Origin of the sequence: Sulfitobacter guttiformis (assembly GCF_003610455.1) — a bacterium.
GTDB lineage: Bacteria > Pseudomonadota > Alphaproteobacteria > Rhodobacterales > Rhodobacteraceae > Sulfitobacter > Sulfitobacter guttiformis.
The window spans coordinates 687,803-699,603 of sequence record NZ_RAQK01000001.1; the positions used below are offsets into that span (position 1 = coordinate 687,803).

Genomic DNA, 11,801 nt, shown 5'->3' on the forward strand with positions numbered 1-11,801 from the left:
AGACGCTTGCGCCGTGGTTAACCTGAAGAAAATCCGATTTGGCGAAAGATCCGAAATGCAAACCCCTTCCCGCTCCAGCTATGATGTCGTTATCGTGGGAGGCGCCATATACGGCTCCTCGGTGGCTTGGTGGCTTACACAGATGGCAGGGTTCGACGGCACCGTTTTGGTGATAGAGCGCGACCCGACCTATCAGTTCGCCTCCACATCCCACACCAACAGCTGCATCCGCCAGCAATTCAGCAACGCAGCAAACATCCAAGTGAGCCAGTTCGGTGCACAGTTCATTCATAATTTCCGCGAATTCATGGGCGGCAATCCGGAGGTTCCACACCTCACGCTGCAAAGCTTCGGGTATATGTACCTCGCCGATACGCCAGAGTTTGCCGCAACCCTCAAAGAGGCGCAGGCGGTGCAGCAATCGCTGGGCGCCGCGACAAAGCATATGAGCCGCGATGAGATCGCCGCTGATTATCCGTTCTACCAGCTTGACGATATCATAGGCGGTAATCACAACCTCGTGGATGAGGGGTATTTTGATGGCGGTACGATGTTCGACTGGTTCAAACGGTCTGCCAAAGCGAACGGCGTTGAATACGTAACTGCCTGCGTCACCGCGATGACCCGCGCAGCCGACACTGTACAAAGCGTGACGCTGGCTGATGGCACAGTCATCGGCTGCGGCACGGTCGTAAATGCTTCCGGTCCCCGTGCCGCTGCTACTGCTGCGATGGCGGGGTTAAGCATTCCCGTGGTTCCGCGCAAACGCTACACTTTTGTCTTTAACGCGGCACAGCCCTTAGACCGCGACCTCCCCCTCACGATTGATCCATCAGGTGTGCACATGCGCTCGGAGGGCAAATACTATCTCGCAGGCTGCCCGCCCGACGTGGACAGCGATGTGGCCTATGACGATTTTGCCTTTGACCACAGCCTGTGGGAAAGCAAGGTCTGGCCTGCGATCGCCACGCGTATTCCCCAATTCGAGGCGATCAAGGTGATCAACGAATGGGTTGGCCATTACGCCTATAATACGCTCGACCAGAACGCACTGCTGGGCCGCGCGCGAGACTGCCCGAACTTCATCTTTGTAAACGGATTTTCAGGCCACGGCTTGCAACAATCACCAGCCATCGGGCGCGGCATCGCCGAGTTGATTGCCTATGGCGAATACCGCAGTCTCGATCTGGATGCGTTTGACGTAAACCGCGCCGCGCAAGGCCAGCGCTTTTTGGAAAAAGCCGTTATATAAACCGAACTGGAGCTTGCTATGTCCGTCACCGTCCGCCCGCTGGAAGCACAGGACAGACCCGAGTGGGAAGCCCTGTTCACAGGCTATGCAGAATTCTATGGTGTACCCCAAACCCCGCAAATGCGCGCACAGGTCTGGGGCTGGCTCAACGATCCTGAACATGGCTCAAACTGTTTTGTCGCCGTGCAAGCGGGCAAGCTGATCGGCCTGACGCATTACCGCCCCTTCGTGTCGACCCTGCGCGCCGCCACAAACGGATTTCTTGACGATCTGTTCGTGGATCCAGCCTACCGCGGGAGCAATGCCGCTACTGCATTGATCGACGCAGTGAGCGCGAAGGGCCGCGAAAACGGCTGGCTCACGGTCCGCTGGATCACCGCCGACGACAACTACCGTGCGCGCAGTCTTTATGACCGTGTGGCCACCCGCACAGGCTGGATCACCTACGATATCAAGCTGTGACTTTGAACTTTTCCTGAAAGGCCCTCTTAATGCCCAAAAAACTCTCCAAAATTGTCCTTACCGGTGCCGCTGGCCGCCTCGGCTCCTATTTACGCGAACCGCTGAGCAAACTTTGCGATGTCCTCGTTTCGACCGATATCAAAGAACAGCCCGGAGCGCTTTATCCGGGCGAAGAGTATATTCAGGCAGACCTCGCCAGTTTCGACGCAATGAATGCGGTAATCGAGGGCGCAGAGATGGTCGTGCATATGGGGGCATTTGTGGACGAAGGCCCGTTCGAGCAGTTACTCGGCCCCAATTTCGTAGGCTCCTATAATGTCTGGGAGGCAGCATCGCGCCACGGAGTGCGGCGAGTCGTCTACGGCTCTTCCATTCACGCGGTCGGCATGTACCCGAAGAATGAATTTATCGGCACAGACGTGGCACACCGCCCCGATACGTTCTACGGCCTTGCGAAATGCTTTACTGAAGATCTGGGGCGGATGTACTGGGAAAAGCGCGGACTGGAGAGTGTTCATATGCGCATTCTGTCCTGTGCACAGGTCAACAATGCACGCGCCCTTGGATCATGGCTCAGTTATGATGACCTGATCCAGTTGGTTACCCGCTGTATTGAAACGCCGGTGACGGGCTTTGCTATAATCTATGGCGTGAGCAATAATGACCGCGCCCCTGTGGACAATGCCAAAGCCGCGTTCATCGGATATCGCCCCAAGGATAACGCAGAACAATTCGCTGCAGAAGTATTGGCCAACGAGCCGCCTATCGATCCGCAGGACCCGAACCATATGTGCCATGGCGGCCCCTTTGCGGGTGTCGAACTGGGCAATTCAGGATTGGCTGGCATGAACGTGGTGGACGACACCAAAAAGAGCTGACGTGCTCGCGGCCCTCTGTGATCAGGGGGCCTCACACTTCCAGATACCGCCGCATCATATCTGCCACCGGCAGCTTTGTGCCCAAGCGCGCACCCAACAAAAACATCCCCCCGAATTTGCGCTGCAAGTACAAGACATCCATAGGCACCACAGGCGGGATAAACCCGTCGCGGGCAAGCGCCTCACCGCCGCGCTGCATCTCGCGGGTGAGCGTTTTGTCAGTGAAATCGAACAGCGGCGCACCCAGCGCTTCAAACGCTGTGCACATAAGTTGCAGACATTTCGCCCTATGCCGTTCTGGCATCGAATTCGTTATAAATCCGATACTTACGGCAACTTCCTCAAGTTTATTATACTCACCATCAAGGCCTGACTTTAGGAACGCCCTATAATCATTTGAAAGTGAAGAACTTAATGGCCTTGTCGCACCGAAATCCAACAAGACAATATCACCTGTTGCGGGGTTATACTGATAGTTTGCAAAATTAGGATCACTTTGCATCAGTTTGAATTGGAACAACTCTTTCAACGTTAAATCGACCAGGCGCCGCATGATAAGCTCACGGGTTGTCTTATCTTCAGTTTCGGCCGCTTCGATCGGTTTTCCGGTGACAAAACTCATGGCGAGAATGCTCTTGGTGCTCCAGTCCTCGCAAACCTCTGGCAGCACAAAACCGTCCGTGCCCACCAGCAGATCCCGAAACTGCATCAAGCACCTCGCTTCGCGCAGATAGTCGGTTTCCTCATGCAGCTGAAGGGCCGCCTCTGCCAGGTAGGGATCAATAGCGAACCCCTTTGGCAACATGCCCGACATCCGGATCAATGCGCCAACATTGGCCACGTCACTGTCGATGCTGCGAGCCACGCCAGGATATTGCACCTTAATCGCCATATCGCGCCCGTCGTGTGTTTGGGCGCGATGCACCTGTCCAATCGAGGCCGCCGCGATGGGCCGTACATCAAAGCGCGCAAAATCGCGGAGCCATCCCTCGTGCCACTGCCCGCCCAGCACTTTTTTGAGCTGGGCGGGCGGCATAAAATGGGCGTCATCCCGCAGCCGCGCCATGATGCCAGACAGCTCTGGCGGAAGCACATCGCCGGTGTCCATCGAGACCAATTGCCCGATCTTCATCGCAGCACCGCGCATTTTTGCCAACTGATCAGCGATGCGGGTGACATTCGCTGGGGTAAGCAGCAGATCGCGCCACTCGGGCCGCTGCCCGCGCCCCAGTTGCGCCATACTGCCCAACGCCATGTTCCCTGCTACTCCAGCGGTCATGGTCCCCAGACGCGTCAAACGCCCCAAACGGCTGCTGGGCACTGCCAGCCCCTTGTCGCGCGCCCCGCTCATTTATACTGCTCGCGGCGGGTACCGAACTCATGCACCCGTTTGCGCCATGTGCGGTAACTTCCCGCCTTCAGTTCACGCCGCATCAGCGCCTTCACTTCTTTTTCCGATAGACCATATTCCAGCTTGATCGTGGCAAAAGGCATGTGATCGCTCAGCGCCATTTCGATCACCGCGCTTATGTCGGCGGTGCCAAGGCTGTGCTGTTTGTCTTGTCCGCTCATTTGTAAAACCGGATGCCGGACACAGCGATATCTGCCTGCATTTCCGACCCGATTGCCAACACGCCGATGCGCCGGAGCCTTGCCGGATCGAGTACCGCATCTGTCTTCCGCGCCTCAAACACGTCCCATGGCAGTTGGACGGTTTCCCAGTCACCGGTGGTGGTAAATTCAGCGCGGAAGGATTGCCACGGACGTGCCAACTGGTCGGTGCGCAGACGGATCTCATAGCTTGCACGATTACCGCGCAGATCAATCTCAATCCCGCGCCATCCGGACGCATCCATCACCGCACCACCATCCAGATCGAACGCCATCTGGATGAACCCGCCGTTATTATCCAATGACACTTCGCCTGTCAGTCGCGCTGCTTCGCGCCCTGAGACTGTGCCCCGCGATACTTCTCCGGTCGACACACCGCCCATCACCCTATCAGCCACGTATTCCCAATCGGGATTTAATTCCATAGTGCCGTCTCCTGCCGTCAGTGGCGTTGCGAGGATCACCAGTACCATCATGGCCCGTCTTATTCCGTACATTCCGCACTCCGCATCGTTCAGTTGTATAACTAGCAGCGCAGACCGCCCTGACCAGTTTCACCGCGACAAATGGACCGCACGCGCGCCCCTAGTGGCGGCCGCTGTGCTGTGGGATAAAGGCATTATGTCTAATCCGGGGGCCGATCATGTTGCTACGCGTCACAGATCTGAAAAAATCATACGCCGGTGCGGATGGGCCTGTGCCGGTGCTGCGCGGCATCGACATGCAGGTAGAAGCAGGCCAGACGGTTGCCCTCACCGGCGAGAGCGGATCAGGCAAAAGCACGCTGCTGCATTTGATCGGGGGGCTCGACACTGCGGACGAAGGCAAAATTATACTTGAAGGACGCGAAATCAGCCGAATGAACGATGCAGGCCGCGCGGCCGTTCGTCGGAGCAGTGTTGGCATTATCTTCCAGCAGTTCAATCTCATTCCCTCACTTGATGTGGCTGCAAATATCGCATTCCAGGCACGTCTGGCCGGAAGCTACAATACCAGCGAAGCGAATGCCCTCGCCGCCTCTTTGGGACTAACAGAGCATCTACGCAAATATCCAGAACAGCTGTCTGGTGGCCAACAACAACGCGTGGCCATCGCCCGCGCTCTGGCCGCCAAACCAAAGCTGATCCTTGCGGACGAACCTACGGGCAATCTCGATGAGGCAACGGCGGGCGAAGTTATGGCCCAGATGCTGGCGCTGGTGTCCCAAACCGGCGCGGCGCTTGTCATGGTCACCCATTCACCCCGTCTTGCCACGCAGATGGAGCGACAACTTCACCTGAGCAAGGGGATGCTGGCGTGACGCGCACCGCCCTCTCTACGCTTTGGTCGCACTGGCGGCGCAATCCCCTACAGCTGTTTACACTGATTGCAGGTCTGGCGCTTGCTACCGCCCTGTGGTCGGGCGTGCAGGCGGTCAATGCCGAGGCGCGCGCGAGCTATGACGCCGCAGCAGCCACCCTCGGCGAGGGGCAATACGACCAGCTGCTGCCATCAGCGGGTGAGGACATCACAGAAGACACATTTATCGCATTACGCCGTGCCGGATGGCTGGTCGGACCGGTGATTGAAGGGCAAGTCGGCTCTAGCGACGCGCAGGTGCGTCTGGTGGGGATTGACCCGCTCACGGCGCCCGGCGGTCTTGGACCTGTTGCGGGGGGTAGCGTCGGGTTGCCGGAGTTTCTTGAAGAACGGCCCGTCTTTGCCAATGCTGCCACAGCAGCCAAGCTCGACGGATTTATCGACGCACCGATCGTGATCGAACCTACGATTGCGCCGGACACTGCCATCACGGATGTGTTTGTGGCCCAACGCCTGCTGGACGCGAAAGGGCGGTTTACCCGTCTCATCATCGCGCCCGAGCAGCCCATCGGCCGCCCGCCGCTTGAACAGATAGCACCGGGGCTCACCCGTCGCCCCGCCCAAGGCGGCAGTGACGTTGGACGCCTGACAGACAGCTTCCACCTCAATCTGAGCGCCTTTGGATTGCTAAGCTTTGCAGTGGGAATATTCATCGTTCACGGGGCGATCGGGCTCGCATTCGAGCAGCGCCGCGCCATGGTGCGCACCTTGCGCGCCCTTGGCATGCCCCTGCGCCGTCTCATCCTGCTCATGGCGGCAGAGTTGTCGGTGCTGGCGCTTGTCGGCGGCGGTTTGGGGGTCTGTATGGGATATCTGGTGGCCGCGACCCTACTGCCGGATGTCGCGGCGACCATAAAGGGCCTGTATGGCGCGCAAGTTTCGGGCACTTTACAGCTGCGCCCATCATGGTGGCTATCGGGGTTGGCTATATCGGTACTGGGCACAGCCATTGCCGCCACGGGCGCACTGGCCTCTGTGGCACGGATGCCGCTGCTGGCCAGTGCGCGACCGCATGCATGGGCCACCGCACGGAGTGGGATGCACCTTGTACAGATGGGCACCAGTATCGGGTTGCTGGCAGCGGCAGGTGTTCTGGCGCTTACGGCGGAAGGGCTGGTGATGGGGTTCGGGCTACTGGCTTGTCTTCTCATTGGCGCGGCTCTTGCCCTGCCTCTGGTGCTTGACGCTTCACTGCGATTGGCGCTTGCGCTTTCCCGCGGTGTTACGGCGCAATGGTTTTGGGCGGATACACGCCAGCAGCTTTCGGGGCTCAGCCTTGCGCTTATGGCGCTTCTCCTCGCGATGGCGGCAAATGTGGGCGTATCGACAATGGTGTCGAGTTTCCGCCTCACCTTCACCGGATTTCTGGACCAGCGCCTCGCCTCCGAACTTTATGTCAGCGCCGAAAGTCCCGCGCAGGCTGTGGCGTTGGAAGCATTTGCTGCCACGCGCACCTCCGAAATTCTGCCACTGTTGTCGGTAGAGGCCACTTTGGCACAATTGCCAGCAGAGCTTTATGGCGCGCGCATCGGCGCAACCTACCGTGAGAATTGGGGGCTGCTAGCACAGGCGCAAAACGTCTGGGACCGTGTCGCCGCGGGCGAGGCAGTTCTGGTAAACGAGCAGATGGCGCGGCGTGCTGATATCTGGGTAGGTGATGCACTGTTGGTGGCATCGGATCTCAGCCTGCCCATTGCGGGTGTTTTTGGCGATTATGGAAACCCCATCGGGCAGGCGATCATCGCAGAGCCGCTCTTCAACACCTTGCATCCAGAAGTGCGCGCTTTGCGGTTCGGCATGCGCACCAGTGATGCAACCGGACTGCGCCGCGCCCTCACGACCGAGTTCGGCCTGCCAGAGCAGGCGATCACAGACCAAGCCCAGATCAAGGCATTCTCGCTGGCGGTGTTCGAGCGGACATTTACCGTGACAGCGGCACTCAACGTGCTGACCCTCACCGTCGCGGGGTTCGCCATTTTTATGAGTTTGCTCACATTGGCGGGTATGCGGGTGCCACAACTGGCGCCTGCGTGGGCGTTAGGGATGACACGCCGGCAGCTCGGCCAGCTTGAGTTGGTGCGTGCTGTCGTGCTGGCGGTGTTGACAGCTGCCTGTGCGCTGCCGCTGGGGCTGGCGCTGGCTTGGGTCTTGCTTGCTGTGGTTAACGTAGAGGCTTTCGGCTGGCGCTTGCCGATGTATGTGTTCCCGCGCGACTACGCGGTTCTGGGGCTGTTCGCGTTGGGTGCAGCAGTTCTTGCGGCGGCATGGCCTGCCCGCAAACTTGCGCGCACTCCGCCGGCGGATTTATTGAAAGTTTTTGCAAATGAGCGTTAGAAATATGTGTGTGAAATCGTTCCTGCTCACGCTGCTCGTCGGTTTTGGCACGCCGATGGAAGCCACTGCACAGGGTTTTGGCGGTCTAGGGACGCAGGCCGAAGGCTTTGCTATTCCTGCCCCCGATCCCCTATTCGACTTTCCTGCCGATCACGGTTCCCACCCCGACTACCGTATCGAGTGGTGGTATCTCACAGCGAATATGACCGGCGCGGATGGCACCGCTTACGGATTGCAATGGACGCTCTTCCGCTCTGCGCTTGGGCCATACGTTACCTCCGGCTGGGACAGTCCGCAAATCTGGCTGGGACACGCGGCAGTCACGACACCCACAGCGCATTACACCTCCGAGCGGTTTGCCCGTGGCGGCACAGGTCAGGCGGGCGTGATCCCTGCCCCGTTCGAGGCATGGATCGACGATTGGCATATGCGCGGCGCCACATTCGACACCTTGGATCTTCGTGCCAGCGGACCGCAATTCAGCTATGATGTGGCCCTTAACGCAAAGGGACCGGTGGTTTTTCATGGTGACGCAGGGTATTCGGTCAAGTCCGCACAGGGTCAGGCCAGCTATTACTACTCCCAACCATTTTTTGACCTGGCAGGGACGCTCACCTTGCCACAAGGCGAGGTAAGCGTAACCGGTACCGCATGGATGGACCGCGAATGGTCCTCGCAGCCTCTTGCCTCGGACCAGACCGGATGGGACTGGTTTTCGCTCTCTTTTGTGGACGGCGACAAGCTCATGGGATTCAGACTGCGCCAATCCGACGGCACTTATTTCACCTCCGGAACATGGATAACAGCGCAGGGGCAAACGACTCCCCTACAAAACGGTGCCTTTAACGCAGAGCCTCTGGACATTACCGAAGTTAAAGGGCGCGAGGTGCCAACACGCTGGCAGGTGCGCGTACCACAGTACGACCTCGACGTCACTGTCGCCGCAGCAAACCCGCAGGCGTGGATGGATATGGCAATTCCCTACTGGGAGGGGCCGGTCACCGTAAACGGAAGCCGCAGCGGCACAGGGTATCTGGAAATGACCGGCTACGACTGATCCGCAAACTGCCCAACCCGCACCATCGCAAAACCGGCCTTAACCAAGTATCCGGTGCCAGAAACTAATCGAGCTCAAGCACCCTGCGCGCCACACGAAAACACTCAAGTGCTTGTGGCACACCGCAATAAATCCCGATCACATGGATGATGGCGCGGATTTCATCGGCGCTGACCCCATTGTTGATCGCACCACGACAGTGCAGCTCCCACTCGGTCATCTTGCCCAGCGCGCCGATCATTGACAGGTTCATCATGCTACGCGTTTTCGCGTCGATCACATCGTCGCCCCAGCCAAACCCCCAGCACCAAGCGGTCATTGCTTCCTGAAAAGGACGGGTAAAGTCATCCGCTGCCGCAAGGTTCTTGTCGACATACTCAGCCCCCAATGTGGACCTACGCTGCTCAAGCCCCTTTAGAAACAAATCCTCGTCAAAACTGCTCATTCCGGTTCCTTTCTCTCAGGTTAAAGCCATTTGAACAAAGCGGGGTGCGATCCTTTGGATCACACCCCTTTGTCCGTACTGGCCGCTTTTGCGCAAATTACTCCGCTGCAACACAATCCGCATAATACTGGATCAGGCCGTTCTCGTCTTCTTCCTGAACCAATCCGTGAATATCCGTCTCGAAACCAGGGCACTCGCGCGCGAAGGCACGATTGAATTTTAGGTATTCTACGATTTTGCGGTTGAAAACCTCACCGGGGATCAGCAGCGGAATGCCGGGGGGATAAGGCGTTACAAGGCTTGTCGTGATGCGCCCTTCTAACGCGTCGATCGGCACACGTTGGGTCGTGCGCGCCGCGATGCACGAAAAGGCAGCCGTAGGCGTCATTAACGGCGTGTGATCGCTCAGATACATCTCGGTGGACAGGATCGCGACATCGTATTTCGCATAGAGCGAGTGCACATGCTGGCACATATCGCGCAAGCCCATCTTCTCATAGCGCGGATGCTTGGCACAGAATTCCGGCATAGAGCGCCACATCGGCTGGTTCTTGTCGTAGTCATCCTTGAACTGCTGCAGCTCGGTCAAGAGCGAGTTCCAGCGCCCTTTGGTAATGCCGATCGTGAACATCACGAAAAAGCTGTAAAGCCCGGTTTTCTCAACAACAACACCGTGTTCGGCCAAATATTTTGTCACGATTGAAGCAGGGATACCGGTGCTGTCGAACCGTCCGTCGAGGTTGAGACCCGGCGTGATGATTGTCGCCTTGATCGGGTCGAGCATGTTGAACCCACGCTCCATATCACCGAAGCCGTGCCACGATTCCTCCCCGTCAGAGCGTTGAACACCCTCCGCATCCGTGCGCTTGAGCACCCAGTTTTGCGGGTTGTCTACGCCGTCCTCGTCCAGTTCGTCCGGTCCCCAAACCTTGAACCACCAGTCGTCGGATCCGTATTCCTCATCTACTTTACGCATGGCGCGGCGGAAATCGAGGGATTCGAGCAGGCTCTCCTCGACCAGTGCGCGTCCACCGGGTGGTTCCATCATCGCGGCAGCCACATCGCAACTGGCGATAATGCTATACTGCGGCGAGGTGGAGGTGTGCATGAGGTACGCCTCATTGAATAGATGCCGGTCAAGCTTTGTGTCTTTGCTGTCTTGGACCAGCACATGGCTTGCCTGTGAAATCCCGGCCAGCAGCTTATGGATAGACTGGGTTGCGTAGGTTACCGAATGGCTAGGTCGCTCACGTTTTTTGCCCATGGCGTGAAAATTGCCATAAAATGGATGGAAGGCAGCATGCGGCAGCCATGCCTCATCGAAATGCAGGTTGTCGATATAGCCGTCCAGCATGTCTTTGATTGTTTCAGTGTTATACAGCACGCCGTCATACGTCGATTGCGTCAGCGTGATGATACGCGGCTTTACTGTGTCGGCGTCGATATGCGCGAGCAACGGATTTGCGCGGATCTTTTCCTTGATCGCCTCGATCTCGAACTCGGACTTCTGGATCGGGCCGATGATGCCATAGTGGTTGCGTGTAGGCTTCATAAATACAGGAATGGCGCCGGTCATGATAATACTGTGAAGGATTGATTTGTGGCAGTTGCGGTCGACTACAACCACATCACCGGGGGCTACGGTATGGTGCCAGACCATCTTGTTCGAGGTCGAGGTGCCGTTGGTCACAAAAAAGCAGTGGTCCGCATTGAAAATACGTGCCGCATTACGCTCGGATGCGCCGATTGCACCGTTATGGTCCAACAGCTGGCCCAGTTCTTCGACCGAGTTGCAGACATCGGCGCGCAGCATATTTTCGCCGTAAAACTGGTGATACATCTGGCCAATGGGCGACTTAAGAAACGCGACCCCGCCCGAGTGACCAGGGCAATGCCACGAGTAAGATCCGTCCTCGGCATAGTCCAACAACGCCTTGAAAAAAGGCGGCTTTATTCCATCAAGGTATTTCTTGGCATCACGGATGATATGGCGTGCCACGAACTCAGGCGTGTCCTCGAACATATGGATGAAACCATGCAGCTCACGCAGGATGTCGTTGGGCAGGTGGCGCGATGTCTTTGTCTCGCCGTAAATATAGATCGGCACATCGGCGTTTTTCCAGCGCACTTCTTCGATAAAGTTCCGCAGGTTCAGAACCGCAGGATCAAGGTCGGGACCGGGCGTGAACTCCTCGTCGTCGATGGACAACACGAAGGCACTTGCACGTGATTGCTGTTGGGCAAATTGCGACAGATCTCCGTAGGTCGTCGCACCCAGCACCTCGAACCCCTCCCCCTCGATCGCCTCGGCAATGGCGCGGATGCCAGTACCGGAGGAGTTGTCGGACCGGAAGTCCTCGTCAATAATTACAATAGGGAAACGAAATTTCATCAAGTGCTCCT

The 11,801-nt window shown here is 57.7% G+C and carries 11 protein-coding genes; 6 read left to right on the forward strand and 5 right to left on the reverse strand.

What is annotated here, in order from left to right:
- Positions 1-55 precede the first annotated feature (55 nt).
- From C8N30_RS03235 to C8N30_RS03245, 3 genes are read left to right on the forward strand one after another with little or no spacing between them, the layout of a single operon-like run.
- Positions 56-1,252 (forward strand): NAD(P)/FAD-dependent oxidoreductase, encoded by a 1,197-nt coding sequence (locus C8N30_RS03235; protein WP_025063061.1) that lies wholly within the window; start codon positions 56-58, stop codon positions 1,250-1,252.
- Between the two features lie 18 nt (positions 1,253-1,270).
- Positions 1,271-1,714 carry a GNAT family N-acetyltransferase gene (locus C8N30_RS03240; RefSeq protein WP_025063062.1) on the forward strand — a complete coding sequence of 148 codons (444 nt, stop codon included), beginning with the start codon at positions 1,271-1,273 and terminating at the stop codon, positions 1,712-1,714.
- 29 nt (positions 1,715-1,743) lie between these two features.
- Positions 1,744-2,592 (forward strand): NAD-dependent epimerase/dehydratase family protein, encoded by an 849-nt coding sequence (locus tag C8N30_RS03245; RefSeq protein ID WP_025063063.1) that lies wholly within the window; start codon positions 1,744-1,746, stop codon positions 2,590-2,592.
- Positions 2,593-2,623: 31 nt separating this feature from the next.
- On the opposite strand, the gene C8N30_RS03250 is transcribed toward C8N30_RS03245, so the two are convergent.
- From C8N30_RS03250 to C8N30_RS03260, 3 genes are read right to left on the reverse strand one after another with little or no spacing between them, the layout of a single operon-like run.
- Positions 2,624-3,943, reverse strand: a complete 1,320-nt coding sequence (locus C8N30_RS03250; protein WP_025063064.1) for an ABC1 kinase family protein — start codon at positions 3,941-3,943, stop codon at positions 2,624-2,626.
- Positions 3,940-4,164: a TIGR03643 family protein gene (locus C8N30_RS03255; protein ID WP_025063065.1), complete on the reverse strand. Its 225-nt coding sequence runs from the start codon at positions 4,162-4,164 to the stop codon at positions 3,940-3,942. The genes C8N30_RS03250 and C8N30_RS03255 overlap by 4 nt, the downstream gene beginning before the upstream one ends.
- Positions 4,161-4,700, reverse strand: a complete 540-nt coding sequence (locus C8N30_RS03260) for a CIA30 family protein (protein WP_322787433.1) — start codon at positions 4,698-4,700, stop codon at positions 4,161-4,163. The genes C8N30_RS03255 and C8N30_RS03260 overlap by 4 nt, the downstream gene beginning before the upstream one ends.
- 146 nt (positions 4,701-4,846) lie before the next feature.
- On the opposite strand from C8N30_RS03260, the gene C8N30_RS03265 reads away from it, so the two are divergent.
- The 3 genes from C8N30_RS03265 to C8N30_RS03275 are packed head-to-tail and all read left to right on the forward strand — an operon-like array spanning position 4,847 to position 8,953.
- Positions 4,847-5,503, forward strand: a complete 657-nt coding sequence (locus C8N30_RS03265) for an ABC transporter ATP-binding protein (RefSeq protein ID WP_025063067.1) — start codon at positions 4,847-4,849, stop codon at positions 5,501-5,503.
- Entirely contained in the window at positions 5,500-7,896 is a 2,397-nt protein-coding gene (locus C8N30_RS03270) for an ABC transporter permease (protein ID WP_025063068.1), read from the forward strand. Before C8N30_RS03265 ends, C8N30_RS03270 begins: the two co-directional genes overlap by 4 nt.
- Before the next feature lie 4 nt (positions 7,897-7,900).
- Complete coding sequence (locus C8N30_RS03275; RefSeq protein ID WP_025063069.1) at positions 7,901-8,953, forward strand: lipocalin-like domain-containing protein; 1,053 nt, start codon at positions 7,901-7,903, stop codon at positions 8,951-8,953.
- A 64-nt stretch (positions 8,954-9,017) separates the two neighbouring features.
- On the opposite strand, the gene C8N30_RS03280 is transcribed toward C8N30_RS03275, so the two are convergent.
- On the reverse strand, positions 9,018-9,398 hold the full coding sequence (locus C8N30_RS03280; RefSeq protein ID WP_025063070.1) for a carboxymuconolactone decarboxylase family protein: 381 nt from the start codon (positions 9,396-9,398) through the stop codon (positions 9,018-9,020).
- Between the two features lie 97 nt (positions 9,399-9,495).
- Positions 9,496-11,790 carry an arginine/lysine/ornithine decarboxylase gene (locus C8N30_RS03285; RefSeq protein WP_025063071.1) on the reverse strand — a complete coding sequence of 765 codons (2,295 nt, stop codon included), beginning with the start codon at positions 11,788-11,790 and terminating at the stop codon, positions 9,496-9,498.
- Between the last annotated feature and the right edge of the window lie 11 nt (positions 11,791-11,801).

Excerpts from the sequence above, each read along its gene's own strand:
- C8N30_RS03285 (WP_025063071.1), bottom strand. The coding sequence starts at position 11,790 with ATGAAATTTCGTTTCCCTATTGTAATTATTGACGAGGACTTCCGGTCC.
- C8N30_RS03255 (WP_025063065.1), bottom strand. The coding sequence starts at position 4,164 with ATGAGCGGACAAGACAAACAGCACAGCCTTGGCACCGCCGACATAAGC.
- C8N30_RS03245 (WP_025063063.1), top strand. The coding sequence starts at position 1,744 with ATGCCCAAAAAACTCTCCAAAATTGTCCTTACCGGTGCCGCTGGCCGC.
- C8N30_RS03240 (WP_025063062.1), top strand. The coding sequence starts at position 1,271 with ATGTCCGTCACCGTCCGCCCGCTGGAAGCACAGGACAGACCCGAGTGG.
- C8N30_RS03280 (WP_025063070.1), bottom strand. The coding sequence starts at position 9,398 with ATGAGCAGTTTTGACGAGGATTTGTTTCTAAAGGGGCTTGAGCAGCGT.
- C8N30_RS03250 (WP_025063064.1), bottom strand. The coding sequence starts at position 3,943 with ATGAGCGGGGCGCGCGACAAGGGGCTGGCAGTGCCCAGCAGCCGTTTG.
- C8N30_RS03260 (WP_322787433.1), bottom strand. The coding sequence starts at position 4,700 with ATGTACGGAATAAGACGGGCCATGATGGTACTGGTGATCCTCGCAACG.
- C8N30_RS03235 (WP_025063061.1), top strand. The coding sequence starts at position 56 with ATGCAAACCCCTTCCCGCTCCAGCTATGATGTCGTTATCGTGGGAGGC.
- C8N30_RS03265 (WP_025063067.1), top strand. The coding sequence starts at position 4,847 with ATGTTGCTACGCGTCACAGATCTGAAAAAATCATACGCCGGTGCGGAT.
- C8N30_RS03275 (WP_025063069.1), top strand. The coding sequence starts at position 7,901 with ATGTGTGTGAAATCGTTCCTGCTCACGCTGCTCGTCGGTTTTGGCACG.